This window comes from Arthrobacter sp. USHLN218 (assembly GCF_037144715.1).
Classification (GTDB): Bacteria; Actinomycetota; Actinomycetes; order Actinomycetales; family Micrococcaceae; genus Crystallibacter.
Map to the genome: position 1 here is coordinate 689348 of NZ_JBBCYT010000001.1, position 14809 is coordinate 704156.

Consider the following 14809-nt stretch of genomic DNA (forward strand, 5'->3'; position numbering starts at 1 on the left):
CGCCTGCCCCGTGACCTGTCCTACACGGGCCGGGGCGGCGGGCCTCGGATTTGGCGGGGTTGCCTAAACTATTCTCATGGCCGGACTGATCAAACGCGAAGACATTGACGAGGTCCGCCAGCGCACGGATATCAAGGAGATCGTCGACGGCTACGTCACGCTCAAGTCCGCCGGCATCGGCTCCTTCAAGGGCCTGTGCCCCTTCCACGACGAACGCTCGCCGTCGTTCCATGTCCGGCCGCAGGTGGGCACCTACCACTGCTTCGGCTGCGGTGAGGGCGGAGACGTCATCTCCTTCGTGCAGAAGATGGACCACACCACCTTCAGCGAGACGGTAGAGAAACTCGCGCACCGCATCAACTACACGCTGCGCTACGAAGACGGCGGGACCGGGCCGCGCCGCGAAGACGTCGGCAAACGGCAGAGGCTGCTCGACGCGCACAAGATCGCCGCGGAGTTCTTCCGTGCCCAGCTCCTCACGCCCGGCGGCGCCGCCGGCCGGCAGTTCCTCGAGGGGCGGGGCTTCGACCAGGCGGCGGCCGAGCACTTCGGCGTGGGCTACGCCCCGCAGGGGTGGGACGGACTGCTCAAGCACCTGACCGGCCGCGGCTTCAGCCAGGACGAGCTCAAGCTCACCGGCATGTTTTCCGAGGGAAACCGGGGAATCTACGACCGCTTCCGCGGCCGGCTGATCTGGCCGATCCGTGACATCTCCGGGGACACCATCGGTTTCGGCGCGCGCAAGCTGTTCGAGGACGACCAGGGCCCCAAATACCTGAACACTCCCGAGACCGCGCTGTACAAGAAGTCCCAGGTCCTCTACGGCATCGACCTGGCCAAGCGCGACATCGCGCGGAACCGGCAGCTGGTCGTCGTCGAGGGGTACACGGACGTCATGGCCTGCCACCTGGCCGGCATAACCACCGCCGTGGCCACCTGCGGCACGGCCTTCGGCGCCGACCACATCAAGATTGCCCGGCGCTTGCTGTCCGACGACGGCAGCGGGGGAGAAGTTGTCTTCACGTTCGACGGCGACGAGGCCGGACAGAAGGCGGCGCTGCGCGCGTTCGAGGAAGACCAGCGGTTCATCGCCCAGACATTCGTTGCCGTCGAGCCGACCGGCGCGGACCCCTGCGACCTGCGGATGACCCGCGGCGAACCGGCGGTCAGGGAACTGATTTCTTCCCGACGCCCACTGTTCGAATTCGCCATCAAGGCGACCTTGAAGCGGTTCGACCTCAACACCGTGGAAGGCCGCGTCCAGGCCTTGCGCGCGGCCGCACCAGTAGTGGCGCAGATCCGGGACCCGGCGATGCGGCCCGCCTACTCGCGCGAGCTCGCCGGCTGGCTCGGTGTGGACGTCGAGGACGTGCTGCGGGCTGTTGCCGCGGCGGGCAAACGGGCCAAGGACCAGCAGGACACGGCCGCCGCCGGGGGCGCGCAACGTTCCGGCGCCCAGCAACGCCAACCCGCACGACAGTATTCCGGCCCGGGCCAGCAGTACCGCGGGGACGGACAGCATGGCGGAGGGAACCAGCACCAGGACCGCAGCCAGCCGCGAGGCTATTCCGGCGCCCCGGGACGCCCCGACGGCGGCCGGTACGGCGGCCAGGGTGACGGGTCCCGGTATGGCCGCCACGGCCGTGCGGTCGAGCGCCGCGAGCAGCAGCATTCCCAGTATCCGGAGGACGCCGGGTATCCGGGGGAGGCCGGCTACGCGACCCCGGACGCCGGGCATCCGGAAGAGGCTCCCCCGTCGGAGCCGGCAGTCAGCCTGCCCGACCTGCGGGATCCCTCGGTCCGAATGGAACGCGACGCCTTGATCGTCGCACTGCAGCAGCCGGGACTGCTCGACGCCGAGCAGTGGCAGCACTTCACGGAAGCAAACTTCCGCGCCCCGGCGCATGCTCTGGTGCACGAGGCCATCCGTGCCGCCGGGTTTGCCGGGGCGACGCCCTCGCAGTGGGTCGAGAGCGTGCGGCAGGCGGTCCCCGAGGAACTCAGGGGGCTGGTCTCCGAACTTGCCGTCACGCCGCTGCCGGCCCATAACGACGACGCTGTCCGGCTCTACTGCCGGGGCATCCTGAACCGGCTCTTCGACATCCAGATCACGCAGCTCAAGGCGGACAAAATGGGCCAATTGCAGCGCACCGATCCTGCGGCGGATCCCGAGGCGTTCCAGCGCCTGAACCGCGAACTGATGGAGCTGGAGATGCAGCGACGGGCGCTGCGCAGCGAGTAGCCGACGGCCGCGGGAGCCGATTTGGTGTTTCCCGCAGCTCTTTAGTAAACTCGTTGAGGCCCGAGGGAGCCCGAGAGGTTCGGAAAAAAGGGTCCTGCACGGCGGTTTTATAACCGCTCGACAGGATTTCATTTCCGGGAAAAAGCCTTGTAAGGTTGTCTCTGCTGCTTTCCCCCGTAGCTCAATTGGCAGAGCATTCGACTGTTAATCGAAGGGTTACTGGTTCGAGTCCAGTCGGGGGAGCAAAAGACAAAGAGCCCGTCCTGATCCGTCAGGACGGGCTCTTTTGTCTGGTGGCAGCCAATCTGTTTGGCGGCGCGGAAGGAGTTCCAGGACTACGTGCCGTCGGCAACGCTATTGGCGGCAGCTGTCCGGGCGAACCACTGCCCGCTGGCCTTGATGGTCCGGACGAGGGTGTCGTAATCCACGCGGACAAGGCCGAAGCGCTGGGCGTAGCCCCACGCCCATTCGAAATTGTCCAGCAGCGACCACGCAAAGTAGCCCCGCAGATCGGCTCCCGCCTGGATGGCCCGGTGGCACTCGGCCACGTGGGCCCGGATGAATTCCAGCCGGTCCAGGTCCTGGACGGAACCGTCCGCCGAGACACGATCGTCATAGGCCGCGCCGTTTTCGGTGACATAAAGCGCTGTGCCGGCGGGGCCCGCGTACTCGTCCTGCAGCCGCATCAGCAGCCGGAACAGTCCCTCCGGCTGGACTTCCCAGCCCATCGCCGTCGTCGCGAGTCCCCGCGGTACCACCGAGACATTGTCGGCGGCCGGGTACGGCGAGGCCGCCGGCCGCTCCACGGGCGCGCCGTGGGCGAGCAGCTGCTCGGTGGCCGGATGCCCGGTCACGGCTTCACCGTGGTAGTAGTTGACGCCCAGGAAGTCGATAGGTGTGCCGATCAGTTCGAGGTCTCCCGGGCGGATGTGCCGTTCCAGCCCGTACGCTGCGACGTCGGCGAGGAAGTCCGGGGGATAGGACTGGCGGAACACCGGATCGAGGAAGGCCCGGTTGAACTGCCCGTCGATGCGCCGCGCGGCGTCCCTGTCGACCGGGTCGTCCGGATCCGCCGGGTCCGGCACGGTCAGGTTGAGCGTCAGTCCCAGTTCGGCCTCGGGATCCCGTTCGCGTAGCGCCGCCGCGGCCAGTCCGTGGCCGAGCAGAAGGTGGTGCATGGCGGCCAGGGCATCCGGCCTCGACTGCCTCCCCGGGGCATGGACGCCGGAACAATAGCCGAGGAAGGCAGAGCACCACGGTTCGTTCAAGGTGGTCCATGCCCGGACCCGATCGCCCAACCGGTCGTGCACGCTCAGCGCATACTCCGCGAAGGCGTAGGACGTGTCCCTGTTGGCCCAGCCCCCGCGGTCCTCCAAGGCCTGTGGAAGGTCCCAGTGATAGAGCGTCAGCCAGGGCGTGATGCCGGCCTCGAGCAGTCCGTCGACGAGCCGGGAATAGAAGTCCAGGCCCCGGGGATTGACCGGTCCGCCGTCCGGCCGGATCCGTGCCCACGAGGTTGAGAAGCGGTAGGCGCCGAGCCCCATCCGGCGCATCAGGGCGATGTCTTCCGGGTAGCGATGGTAATGATCGCAGGCGGTGCTTCCTGAATCGGAGCCGGCGACGGCCCCCGGCAACCGGCAGAAAGTGTCCCAAATGGAGTCGCGCCTGCCGTCCTCTGCCGCCGCGCCCTCGATCTGGTATGACGCAGTGGCCGCGCCCCACAGGAACTCGTTCGGAAACTGCAGTTGTGCGGTCATTCGTTTCCCCCGGAGGCTCTGCGCTGGGCAATTGCCCGCCAGCATAACGCGCGGGACCGCGATGGTCATGGCATTCCGCCCCGTGACCTGCTGCAATGGACGGATTGGGTGCGCAGACGTACTTCCTTCGGCTGACCGGTTGCGGCTGCGCCGAATGATAATTTTAGACTGTGGCAACACGAGCACTACCGATCTAGCAATGGAGGCAGGGTCCATGACTCGCGTAGACAACAACAGGACCATTGCGGTCGCCGACAGGTCGTCGCTGGTGGGACTTGTCCAAGTGGCGGGCCGCCTGCTGCCCCGCCAGCTGAATGATGAAGTTTCACTGGCCGTTGCGGAGCTCAAGGCCAAGGGCGTCAAGGTGGGAGTTGCCGCCGGCCTGCTCGCCGGGGCCTTGCTCCTGCTGGCGTCCATGGCGATTTCCCTGCTCGTTGCCGCGATTCTCGGTCTGGGCGAAGCCATCGCCCCGTGGTTGTCCGCGCTGCTGTTCGCCGCGTTCTTCCTCATCGTGGGCGGCATCCTGGGGCTCATTGGGGCCCTGCGGGTCAAGAAGGAATTGCCGCTGCTGCCGGAGAATGCGATTCGCGGCATCAAGCACGACATCGGCGTCCTGAAGGAAGGGCGCAGCTTCGATCCGTCCACTCTTGACCAGAAGCCTGAGCCGAAGGAAGAGCCCAAGGAAGTGGAGCAGGCACCGAAGGAACCCGCGCCCTCGCTGGAGGAGCTGCGGGCCCGCGCCGGCGAACGCCGCGAGCATCTGGCCCGGATCCGTGACGGCCTGGGCCAGAAACTGGACATCAAGCCGCAGTCCGAGAGGATCAAGTCGGACGCAACCTCGGTCGCTTCCCGCGCCAGGCACGCAGCCGAGCTGCGGATCGCCGCCGTCAAGCGCAGCGCGAGCAGCGGTTCCGCAGGTACCGGCTATGACCTGCAGGAGCGGTGGAAGCCGCTGGCCGCACTGGCGGCCTCGCTGGCCACGTTCGCGGTTCTGCTGCGGCGCCTGCTGCGGAAGTAGCAGCCGCATCACAGTCGGGGGAACCCGCCTGACCTGCCCTTGCAGGACAGGCAGCATGCCGGGAGGGGAGGGGCAGCATGAGGATCATCGGGGCCGGGACGCGCGAAGACCACGAATACCGCGAGCTCCACACCTTCTGGACCGTCCCCAACCTCATCACGGTCCTGCGCTTCCTGGCGGTGCCATTGTTCGTCTGGCTCGTGGTACGGGGAGACTACCTCGAGGCCACGATTGTGCTGGCCGTCCTGGGTTCGACCGACTGGGTGGACGGGTACATCGCCCGGCGATTCGACCAGATTTCCAGCGTGGGCAAATGGCTGGATCCGCTGGCGGACCGGCTGGCGATGATCGTGGTCGCCGTGACGTTTTTCGCCACTGGCATCGCGCCGCTGTGGCTGCTGCTCGTCCTCGTGATACCCGATGCCATCCTCCTCATTTACGCGATGGTGCTGTTCCGGGGGATCCCGGATCTGCCCGTGACGTATGTCGGCAAGATCCGCACGGCGCTGCTCCTGGCCGGGACGCCGCTGCTGCTGCTCCACCGGGCCCTGGAACCCGGGCATGAATGGCTGCAGGTCCTTGCCTACGTCCTGCTGGTGCTGGGCTGCGTGGGGCATCTGGCGGCCTGGTGGGGGTACATGCGTGCGGCGCGGCTCAAGCACCGCACGCTGCGGTCTGCCCTGGGCGACGACGTTCCGGAAGCCCGGGCACATGAGTGACCCCGGATCCGGGCGCCCGGCGGAAGCGCCGGCGGCAGTCAGGACCGCATGGTCTGGCTAGCGATCCTCAGCGCCGTATGCGGCGCCTTCTTCCTGGCGCTGGGAACGCAGCGCCAGGCGAGCGCCGTCCAGGCGAACACCGGAGGCTTGTCGCTGACGGTCAGCGGCCTCATGCGCATGCTGCGCAATCCTCGGTGGGTCCTCGGGCTATTGATGCTGGGCGTCGGGATGGGCTTGAATGTCTTCGCACTGGTGAGCGCGCCGCTCACCGTGGTCCAGCCCATCGGCGCCATCGCGCTGGTCATCACGACGATCATCAACTCCAAGGACCAGGGGATCCGGCTCAACCGCATCACCATTGTGGCCATCACCGCCTGCGTTGCCGGCAGCGCAGGTTTCGTGCTGCTGGCCGTGAACGTCACGGGCGAGAACCATCCGGTCACCCCCGCAGAGGAGCTGTCGACGGTACTCTTGCTCGCCGTCGTCATTGCCGTGTTCCTCACATTGGAACTGACGTTCAGGCACCGCCTCAACGCGTTCACCTACATCCTGGGCGCGGGCATGCTCTTCGGCTTCGTGGCTGTGCTGGTCAGGATCATCGGGCTGAACCTGTTCAATCCGAACGGCGGCTTCCTCGCCAATGTCCCGGTTTTCAGCATCATCGCCATCGCCGCCGCTGCGGGCCTCGGTTCCTGGTTTGTGCAGAGCGCCTACTCGAGCGGGCCGCCCGACCTGGTGATCGCCGGGCTCACCGTCATCGACCCGCTCGTCGGTATCGCCATCGGCATTTTCGTGCTCGGTGAACTGCGACCCGACGTCGAACCCGTGATCGCCATTGCCATGGTTGGCATGGGGTTGGTTGCTATTGTGGGGGTCATCGTTCTATCCCGCCACCATCCTGACGTTTTGCAGAAGCAGGAAGAAGCACGACGGCGGGCGCAGTCCGCCGCCACGAGGAACCCTAGGTACGAATAGAGCATATGAACAGCATTGCGATTGACCAGCAGGGAGTTCCGCAACAGGCGGACAACGGCCAGGGGCAGCGGCCGCTGAAGATCCTCATCGCGGCGGACACCTACCTGCCGGACGTCAACGGTGCCGCCGTTTTCGGCCTTCGGCTGGCGCAGGCCATGACCCGGAGGGGCCATGATGTCCACGTGATCGCCGCCCGTCCCGGCAAGGGCGCCAGCTACCTCGAAGAGCGCCGGGAGGCCCGTGTCCACCGTCTGCGGTCGCATTCGGTTCCCACGCACGAGAGCTGGCGCATCTGTTTCCCCTGGGAGATCAAGTCCGAGATCCGGCGGATTTTCGACGACGTGCAGCCCGACGTTGTGCACATCCAGTGTCACTACATGATCGGCCAGGCCACCATTGCGGAGTCGGTCCGGCGCGGCATCCGCACCATCGCCACCAATCACTTCATGCCGGAGAACCTGGAACCGTTCCTGCCGTTCCCGCAGTGGTTCCTCGATATCGTGGCCCGGAACTCCTGGCGCGACATGGGCAAGATCATGGGCAAAGCCGCCGTCGTCACCACGCCGACGCCGCTGGCTGCCAAGGCGATGAAGGACCATGCGCGCCTGGACAAGGTGCTGCCGCTGTCCAACGGAATCGACTCAGCGCACTACGAGCCCGCGGACGGGGAAGTCATCGACAGGCCGGAGCACCCCACGGTGCTCTTCGTCGGCCGCCTGGCCCAGGAAAAGCATGTGGATGTGTTGATCGAGGCGCTGGCCAAGACCGACCCGGCCCTCAACGTACGTGCCGAGATCGTCGGGGACGGCGAGGTGCGGCCCCAGCTTGAGGCCAAGGTCTCCGAGCTGAACCTCGGTGAACGGGTGAAGTTCCTCGGCTACGTCGATGACGACGAACTGCGCCGCGCGTACCTGCGGGCCACGGTCTTTTGCCAGCCCGGCACGGCGGAACTGCAGTCGCTGGTCTCGCTGGAGGCGATGTCTGCCAGCAAGCCCGTGCTCCTGGCCAACGCCATGGCGCTGCCGCACCTGGTGGACGACGGCGTCAATGGCTACCTCTTCGCGCCCCGTGATGCGGCGGACCTGGCGGCGAAGCTGGAGCTGGTCCTCGGGCAGCCCGAGGCGGAGCTCGCAGCGATGGGGGAGGCCAGCCACGCCAAGGCCGCGCGCCACGCGATAGACAAGACGATGGACACGTTCGAGCGGCTGTACCGGGGTGCTTCGGCGGAGGACTTCAGGTCCTGATCCTGTGGCGGCCGCGAGGCGAAGTGCATCCGGGAGTTGGGAGCCACTAGTATGTCTACGTTGGCTTGTCCGGCCGGACGCGGTCCGGGTGCGGACTGCAGTGTGCAGGGGGCGGTAGCTCAGCCGGTCAGAGCAGAGGACTCATAATCCTTTGGTCCTGGGTTCAAGTCCCAGTCGCCCTACAGCAGAACGCCTAGTCAGTCCCCGAATCCGGGGAACTGGCTAGGCGTTTCTTTTTTGCCCCCAGCAGCTTCTGTCGGACCCGGGCTTCCATTGCCGTGCTGCCGCCGATCGACTATGTTACTCATGGGTAACATGGTGGTCCGGCGCCCCTGGCGCCGGCGAGCGGCAAGGAGCAGCAATGGGGCGACCCTCAATCGATCTGAACAACCTTCCCTATCCCGACGGCGACTTCTTCGGTTTCGAGCAGCAGCTGCAGCCGGCTGAGCGAGACCGGCTGCAGGAGGTGCGCGGATGGCTGGACAAGGAGGTCAGGCCCATCGCGGTGGACTGCTGGAACAGGGCCGAGTTTCCGATGGAGATCATTCCCAAGCTGGCCGAACTGGATGTCATCTCGCCGGTTCGGCGGCAGGGCTGCTCCAATCTGCTGGCCGGCATGATCCATGCGGAGTTCACCCGGGCCGACACCTCCATCGCGACCTTCATGGGTGTCCACGACGGTTTGTTCACCGGTTCCATCGAAGCGCTGGCGTCGGAGGAGCAGAAGGAGGCCTGGCTGCCTGACATCTACGCGCTCAGGAAAATCGGGGCCTTCGGCTTGACCGAGCCCCTGGGCGGATCCGACGTTGCCGGCGGCACCCGCACCACCGCCAGGCGGGACGGCGGCCAGTGGATCCTCAACGGAGCCAAGCGCTGGATCGGTAACGCCACGTTCTCCGACTGGGTGGTCATCTACGCCCGCGACATACAGGACGACCAGGTCAAGGGCTTCCTCGTCGACACCGCGCTTCCGGGCTATTCCGCGACCCGGATCGAGAACAAGATCAGCCTGCGTACCGTGCAGAACGCCGACATCGTCCTGGACAACGTTGCCGTGCCGGACGAGTTCCACCTGAAGGGCGCCAACAGCTTCAAGGACACCAACAAGGTACTGAAGGTCACCCGGCTTGCTGTCGCCTGGCAGGCGGTCGGGCAGCAGCTGGCAGCCTTCGATGTGGCCCGACGCTACTCGTTGGAGCGCCAGCAGTTCGGCAGGCCGCTGGCATCCTTCCAGCTCGTGCAGGACCAGCTTGTGCAGATCCTCGGCAACGCTGTCGCCTCCATGGGGATGATGGTGCAGCTGGCGCGGCTGGAGGACGCCGGTGCCGCGCGCGACGAACAGTCCGCCCTCGCCAAAGCGTTCACGACGGCGCGCATGCGGGAAAGCGTAGCTTTGGGACGCGGCATTCTAGGCGGCAACGGCATTGTCGCCGACTACGAGATGGCCAAGATCTTCGCGGATGCGGAGGCCATCTACTCCTACGAGGGAACGCACGAGATCAATTCCCTGGTTGTCGGCCGTTCCATCACCGGCATCCCCGCCTTCGTCTAGGTGGGGTCCGGATAGCTGGCCTGCCCGGGTCGTGGGAGGAGTACGGAGGGGCGCAGGTCGATGACGAACTGCAGCGGATTGACGTACTCCTCGCCCAGCCTGACACCCCAGTGGAAGCATCCCGGCGAGCAATGGGTGGTGCCGGCTATGGTGCCGAGGATGTCCCCGGCGGCCACCGAGTCGCCCTTGCGCAGGCTGCTGTCCACGGGCTCGAAGCTGCTGCGAAGTCCGCCCCCGTGGTCGATAGTGACGACTCCGCGGTCGACGACCGTGCCGACGAAGCTCACCCGGCCCGCCTCCGGGGCCAGCACGTCGCTTCCTTCCGCCCCGGCCAGATCCACTCCGCGGTGGCCGCTGAGCCACGGCTCCGGCGGCGGGTCGAAAGTGCCCAGGATCCCCGGGGCGGGATCCGCCGGCCAGTCCCAGTCCGGTGCGAAGCCTGCGGCTGCGGCTCCGGTCCCGGCAGCTGGCACCGGCAGCACCAGGGCTGCGGCCAGGAGGGGCGCGGCCGCGCGCATTGCCGTTGCATGAATCGCCATGCACCGATCCTGCCGGCCGGGCTGTCCGGGCGGGCATGGCGTGTGCCCGAATGTGGGGGGGCCCCACCTCTGGCAGGCCTGTGCAGGGGGAGTGCGGAGAGGGCCGGAGGCTCCGGACCTGCCACGCTCTCCGTAAGTTGGTGCCCTCGCGCTGTAGTACACTAGGCGGAGCAGTTTCCTGTCTCCATGAGTCATGTCCAAACGAAGTGCGGATCTGAGATGAAGAACGAACTGACTACGCGCATCTGTTACCCGCCGGGGATTCTCCCCGATCGGGGTATGTCCAGGCGGTCCGGCTCGGCCGGTCCGGACGTGCGCCCTGATCCTCGTTGACCAGGGCTGGCCGGTGCCAGGAGCCCCGCCCAACCGGGCTGCGGGCTGACAACCGTCTATAGGCAGTATGCCCTGCGCGACGCGCGCGGATACTGCCGGAAGGAGTGACGACATGCCAGTCGTTACCATGCGCCAGCTGCTCGACAGCGGCGTTCACTTTGGCCACCAGACCCGTCGCTGGAACCCGAAGATGAAGCGCTTCATCTTCACCGAGCGCAACGGCATCTACATCATCGACCTGCAGCAGTCGCTGTCCTACATCGACCGCGCTTACGAGTTCGTCAAGGCCACCGTGGCCCACGGTGGCACCGTGCTGTTCGTCGGCACCAAGAAGCAGGCGCAGGAAGCCATCGCCGAGCAGGCCACCCGCGTTGGCCAGCCGTACGTCAACCAGCGCTGGCTGGGCGGCATGCTCACCAACTTCTCCACGGTCTCCAAGCGCATCCAGCGCCTCAAGGAGCTCGAAGAGATCGACTTCGAAGATGTAGCCGGTTCCAGCCACACCAAGAAGGAACTCCTGCTGCTGCAGCGCGAGAAGACCAAGCTGGAAACCACCCTGGGCGGCATCCGCAACCTGACCAAGGCTCCGTCCGTGGTCTGGATCGTGGACACCAAGAAAGAGCACCTGGCCGTTGACGAGGCCAAGAAGCTGAACATCCCCGTGGTGGCCATCCTCGACACCAACTGCGATCCGGACGAGGTCGACTTCCCGATCCCGGGCAACGACGACGCCATCCGCTCCGTAAACCTGCTGACCCGCGTCGTGGCCGACGCCGTTGCCGAGGGCCTGATCGCGCGCAACAACCGTGCTGCGGGTGGCGGTGCTGCTACCGGCGGCACCGAAGAGCCGCTGGCCGAGTGGGAGCGCGAGCTGCTTGAGGGTTCCGCTTCCGCCGAGGCTCCGGCTGCGGAGGCTCCGGCTGCCGAGGCCGCACCGGCCGAAGCATCCGCCGAAGCCCCGGCCGAGGCCGAGACCGAAAAGTAAATCCGATCTCCCCGGCAATCCGTTCGCGGCCTGCCGGATCTCCACTGCTGCGGCTGGCCGGTAACCGGCCAGCCGCACTGGTGGAACAGCATTAGTACTTACTACGGAGGGACTGGAGTCCAAATGGCGAATTACACCGCTGCTGATATCAAGGCTCTGCGCGAGCGCACCGGCGCCGGCATGATGGATGTGAAGAAGGCTCTCGACGAGGCCAACGGCGATGCCGACAAGGCCGTGGAGCTTATCCGTATCAAGGGCCTGAAGGGCGCCACCAAGCGCGAAGGCCGTTCCACCGCCGAGGGCCTGGTTGCTGCCAAGGTCATCGACGGAACCGTCGGCGTCATGGTCGAGGTCAACTGCGAGACCGACTTCGTGGCCAAGTCCGCCAAGTTCATCGACCTCGCCGATAAGGTCCTGTCCGTCGCCGTCGATTCCGGCGCTTCCGACCTGGACTCGCTGCTGGCCGCCCAGGTGGACGGCAAGCCGCTGAACGAGGTCGTCGTCGAAGAGGGCGCCGTGCTGGGCGAGAAGGTCGTTGTCCGTCGCCTGGCCCGCGTCGAGGGCAAGACCGTCGATGCTTACCTGCACAAAACGTCCAAGGACCTGCCGGCCCAGGTCGGCGTGCTGTTCGCCGTCGACGCCGAGGGTGACGCCGCCGTGGCGGCCGCCCACGACGTGGCCGTCCACACTGCTGCCTTCGCGCCGACCTACCTCACCCGCGAGGAAGTCCCGGCCGAGACCGTCGAGAACGAGCGCCGCATCGCCGACGAAACCGCACGCGCCGAGAACAAGCCCGAGGCCGCGCTGCCGAAGATCGTCGAAGGCCGGCTGAACGGCTTCTTCAAGGAGATCGTGTTGCTCGACCAGCCGTTCGCCAAGGACCCGAAGGTCTCCGTCGGCAAGGTCCTCGAGCAGGCCGGCGCCAACGCAACCGGTTTCGCGCGTTTCCGCGTGGGTGCCTGATAGCATCGCGGATAGCATCTAGAGGATCCGGCGCCAACAGGCACTGATCCGACCAGCGAGGAGGGGGTGGTCACCAGCGGTGACCACCCCTTTTTCCTGCCCGAAACCGCCAACCAACCCAGCTACAACTGTCGAACCAAAGCACGCCCGGGAGGCACGATGGAATCCCAGACCGTAACCGAAACCAAGCCCGCAGACGTTCTTCCCAAGAGGCGGCGGGTCCTTCTCAAGCTCTCCGGTGAGGTCTTCGGCGGCGGCAAGCTCGGCGTCGACCCCGATACGGTGCGGGGGATCGCCAAGCAGATCGCGGCGACCGTCGGGGAGGTCGAAGTCGCCATCGTCGTCGGCGGCGGGAACTTCTTCCGCGGTGCCGAACTTTCCCAGTCCGGCATGGACCGTTCCCGCGCCGATTACATGGGCATGCTCGGCACCGTGATGAACTGCCTGGCCCTGCAGGATTTCCTGGAGCAGGCCGGCGTGGACACCCGCGTCCAGAGCGCCATCACCATGGGCCAGGTGGCCGAGGCCTACATTCCGCGCCGCGCCATCCGCCACATGGAGAAGGGCCGGGTCGTAATCTTCGGTGCCGGCGCCGGTCTGCCCTATTTCTCCACTGACACCGTCGCAGCCCAGCGCGCGCTGGAAGTGCATGCCGACGTCGTACTCATGGCGAAGAACGGGGTGGACGGTGTCTACACCGCCGACCCGAAGAAGGACCCGCAGGCGCAGAAGCTCGACACGCTGACCTACGACGACGCCATGCGGCGGAACATCCGGGTCATGGACCAGACCGCCTTCAGCCTCTGCAAGGACTACAAGCTGTCCATGGTCGTCTTCGGCATGGAGGGCGAAGGCAACGTCACGCGTGCCATCGTCGGCGAGAAGATCGGTACGGCCGTTTCCGCTTAGCCGAAGGGCCGCGGAGCATGGCCTAGGATGGATAGCAGAGCCCCTGCCGCCGTGAGGCGGACACAGAATGTCGAAGGAGAGACCGTGATTCAAGAAACATTGCACGAGGCTGTCGAGAAGATGGACAAGGCCGTTGAAGTGGCCAAGGAAGACTTCGCGACCGTCCGGACGGGCCGCGCGAACCCGGCACTGTTCTCCAAGGTCACCGTGGACTACTACGGCACCCCGACCCCGCTGCAGCAGCTCGCATCCTTCCAGAACCCGGAAGCCCGCACGCTGCTCATCACGCCGTACGACAAGTCGGCGCTGAACGACATCGAGAAGGCCCTGCGTGACTCCGACATCGGTGCCAATCCGGCCAACGACGGCAACGTCATTCGGGTCGTCCTGCCGGAGCTGACCGAAGAGCGGCGCAAGGAGTACGTCAAGGTGGTCCGCGGCAAGGCCGAGGACGCGAAGGTCTCGATCCGCAACATCCGCCGCCGGGCGATGGACACGATCGGCAAGCTGGTCAAGGACGGCGACATCGGGGAGGACGAGGGCTCCCGCGCCGAGAAGGACCTGGACGCCAAGACGAAGTCCCACACCGACAACGTGGACGAGCTGCTCAAGCGCAAAGAAGCAGAGCTGCTCGAAGTCTGATGGATACGGACCAGCCTTCAACCCGGGCTGGCGGTCCGCCGGCCCCCAAGGCTGGTTCCGGCGTGCAGGCGGCCCGGCGCCGTCGGAAGCGGGCTACCGGGCAGCCGTCGCGCGCCGGCCGTAACCTTCCCGCCGCCATCGCCGTGGGCCTCACGCTGCTGGTCACGGTCCTGGTCGGATTGTTCTTCCTCCCGGATGCCTTCGTGGCGCTGGTGGCGGGATTCTGCGTCATCGGCGTGTGGGAGGTGTCCCGGGCGCTGGCCGTCAAGGACATCCTTGTGCCCAAGCCCCCGCTGTTCGCGGGGGCGGTGGCCATGCCGTTCGCGGCCTACTACGGCGGGCCGGAAGCGCAGGCCTTCGCGCTGGTCGGGACGGTGGTGGCGATCATGGTCTACCAGTGCCTGGATACGGCCCGGGACGCGGTGCGGCGGATCATGTCAGGGGTGTTCATCCTCTGCTGGGTGCCGCTGTTCATCAGCTTCGCCCTGCTGCTCCTCGACGAACCGGACGGGGCGCTCAAGGTGGCCACGATGCTGCTGCTTGTCGTGGCCAACGATACGTTCGGCTACCTGGTCGGCGTGCTGTTCGGGAAGCATCCGATGGCTCCGAAGATCAGCCCGAAAAAGTCCTGGGAGGGCTTCGCCGGGTCGGTGGGCGGCGCCGTCGTGGTGGGCGTGCTCTGCTCGGTCTTCATCCTGGACCTGCAATGGTGGTTCGGGCTCGTGCTGGCCATCGCAACGGTCGCGGCCTCCACCGCCGGCGACTTGGCCGAATCCATGGTCAAGCGGGAACTGGGCATCAAGGACATGAGCAACATCCTGCCGGGACACGGTGGTGTGATGGACCGCCTCGATTCGATTGTCTTCGCCTCGCCGGTGGCGTACGTGCTGGCCGTGGTGCTGGCGCCCGGCGCCATCATGTGATGATGCAG

General features: G+C 66.4%; 13 protein-coding genes and 2 tRNA genes. 13 read left to right on the forward strand and 2 right to left on the reverse strand.

Going from position 1 to position 14809, the window contains the following annotated elements:
• The first annotated feature begins 76 nt into the window (after positions 1-76).
• Together dnaG and WFH44_RS02995 are read left to right on the forward strand one after the other, a co-directional pair.
• Positions 77-2242, forward strand: coding sequence for a DNA primase (gene dnaG / locus WFH44_RS02990; protein WP_336711608.1), 2166 nt, complete (start codon positions 77-79; stop codon positions 2240-2242).
• Positions 2243-2412: 170 nt separating this feature from the next.
• Positions 2413-2485, forward strand: a tRNA-Asn gene (locus WFH44_RS02995).
• Between the two features lie 92 nt (positions 2486-2577).
• Here WFH44_RS02995 and WFH44_RS03000 read toward each other — a convergent pair.
• Entirely contained in the window at positions 2578-3999 is a 1422-nt protein-coding gene (locus WFH44_RS03000; protein ID WP_336711609.1) for a GH1 family beta-glucosidase, read from the reverse strand.
• Between the two features lie 214 nt (positions 4000-4213).
• On the opposite strand from WFH44_RS03000, the gene WFH44_RS03005 reads away from it, so the two are divergent.
• The 6 genes from WFH44_RS03005 (at position 4214) to WFH44_RS03030 (ending at position 9507) form a co-directional block, all read left to right on the forward strand.
• Positions 4214-5017, forward strand: a complete 804-nt coding sequence (locus tag WFH44_RS03005) for a phage holin family protein (protein WP_336711611.1) — start codon at positions 4214-4216, stop codon at positions 5015-5017.
• 77 nt (positions 5018-5094) lie between these two features.
• A complete protein-coding gene (locus WFH44_RS03010; protein ID WP_336711613.1) occupies positions 5095-5736 on the forward strand; it encodes a CDP-alcohol phosphatidyltransferase family protein in 642 nt (213 codons plus the stop codon).
• A 48-nt stretch (positions 5737-5784) separates the two neighbouring features.
• On the forward strand, positions 5785-6711 hold the full coding sequence (locus tag WFH44_RS03015; protein WP_336711614.1) for a DMT family transporter: 927 nt from the start codon (positions 5785-5787) through the stop codon (positions 6709-6711).
• Between the two features lie 5 nt (positions 6712-6716).
• Positions 6717-7955, forward strand: a complete 1239-nt coding sequence (locus WFH44_RS03020) for a glycosyltransferase (protein ID WP_336711615.1) — start codon at positions 6717-6719, stop codon at positions 7953-7955.
• 108 nt (positions 7956-8063) lie between these two features.
• Positions 8064-8137, forward strand: a tRNA-Ile gene (locus WFH44_RS03025).
• A 179-nt stretch (positions 8138-8316) separates the two neighbouring features.
• Positions 8317-9507, forward strand: a complete 1191-nt coding sequence (locus WFH44_RS03030) for an acyl-CoA dehydrogenase family protein (RefSeq protein ID WP_336711617.1) — start codon at positions 8317-8319, stop codon at positions 9505-9507.
• Here the strand turns inward: WFH44_RS03030 and WFH44_RS03035 are convergent.
• Positions 9504-10046, reverse strand: a complete 543-nt coding sequence (locus WFH44_RS03035) for a M23 family metallopeptidase (protein WP_336711618.1) — start codon at positions 10044-10046, stop codon at positions 9504-9506. The two genes, WFH44_RS03030 and WFH44_RS03035, sit on opposite strands and share 4 nt — an antisense overlap.
• 445 nt (positions 10047-10491) lie before the next feature.
• Between WFH44_RS03035 and rpsB the strand changes: the two genes are divergently transcribed.
• The 5 genes from rpsB to WFH44_RS03060 all read left to right on the forward strand — a co-directional run bounded on the left by rpsB (position 10492) and on the right by WFH44_RS03060 (position 14801).
• Positions 10492-11364: a 30S ribosomal protein S2 gene (rpsB, locus tag WFH44_RS03040; RefSeq protein ID WP_336711620.1), complete on the forward strand. Its 873-nt coding sequence runs from the start codon at positions 10492-10494 to the stop codon at positions 11362-11364.
• Between the two features lie 123 nt (positions 11365-11487).
• Complete coding sequence (tsf, locus tag WFH44_RS03045) at positions 11488-12327, forward strand: translation elongation factor Ts (protein ID WP_336711621.1); 840 nt, start codon at positions 11488-11490, stop codon at positions 12325-12327.
• Between the two features lie 159 nt (positions 12328-12486).
• Positions 12487-13236, forward strand: a complete 750-nt coding sequence (gene pyrH / locus WFH44_RS03050) for a UMP kinase (protein WP_336711622.1) — start codon at positions 12487-12489, stop codon at positions 13234-13236.
• A gap of 84 nt (positions 13237-13320) precedes the next feature.
• Entirely contained in the window at positions 13321-13878 is a 558-nt protein-coding gene (gene frr / locus WFH44_RS03055; RefSeq protein WP_262104090.1) for a ribosome recycling factor, read from the forward strand.
• On the forward strand, positions 13878-14801 hold the full coding sequence (locus WFH44_RS03060; RefSeq protein ID WP_336711623.1) for a phosphatidate cytidylyltransferase: 924 nt from the start codon (positions 13878-13880) through the stop codon (positions 14799-14801). Before frr ends, WFH44_RS03060 begins: the two co-directional genes overlap by 1 nt.
• The last annotated feature ends 8 nt before the right edge of the window (positions 14802-14809 follow it).

What these genes read in the sequence shown, in the direction of transcription:
- WFH44_RS03020 (WP_336711615.1), top strand. Translation starts at nt 6,717, where the DNA reads ATGAACAGCATTGCGATTGACCAGCAGGGAGTTCCGCAACAGGCGGAC.
- dnaG (WP_336711608.1), top strand. Translation starts at nt 77, where the DNA reads ATGGCCGGACTGATCAAACGCGAAGACATTGACGAGGTCCGCCAGCGC.
- rpsB (WP_336711620.1), top strand. Translation starts at nt 10,492, where the DNA reads ATGCCAGTCGTTACCATGCGCCAGCTGCTCGACAGCGGCGTTCACTTT.
- WFH44_RS03015 (WP_336711614.1), top strand. Translation starts at nt 5,785, where the DNA reads ATGGTCTGGCTAGCGATCCTCAGCGCCGTATGCGGCGCCTTCTTCCTG.
- WFH44_RS03030 (WP_336711617.1), top strand. Translation starts at nt 8,317, where the DNA reads ATGGGGCGACCCTCAATCGATCTGAACAACCTTCCCTATCCCGACGGC.
- pyrH (WP_336711622.1), top strand. Translation starts at nt 12,487, where the DNA reads ATGGAATCCCAGACCGTAACCGAAACCAAGCCCGCAGACGTTCTTCCC.
- WFH44_RS03000 (WP_336711609.1), bottom strand. Translation starts at nt 3,999, where the DNA reads ATGACCGCACAACTGCAGTTTCCGAACGAGTTCCTGTGGGGCGCGGCC.
- WFH44_RS03060 (WP_336711623.1), top strand. Translation starts at nt 13,878, where the DNA reads ATGGATACGGACCAGCCTTCAACCCGGGCTGGCGGTCCGCCGGCCCCC.
- tsf (WP_336711621.1), top strand. Translation starts at nt 11,488, where the DNA reads ATGGCGAATTACACCGCTGCTGATATCAAGGCTCTGCGCGAGCGCACC.
- WFH44_RS03005 (WP_336711611.1), top strand. Translation starts at nt 4,214, where the DNA reads ATGACTCGCGTAGACAACAACAGGACCATTGCGGTCGCCGACAGGTCG.
- WFH44_RS03010 (WP_336711613.1), top strand. Translation starts at nt 5,095, where the DNA reads ATGAGGATCATCGGGGCCGGGACGCGCGAAGACCACGAATACCGCGAG.
- WFH44_RS03035 (WP_336711618.1), bottom strand. Translation starts at nt 10,046, where the DNA reads ATGGCGATTCATGCAACGGCAATGCGCGCGGCCGCGCCCCTCCTGGCC.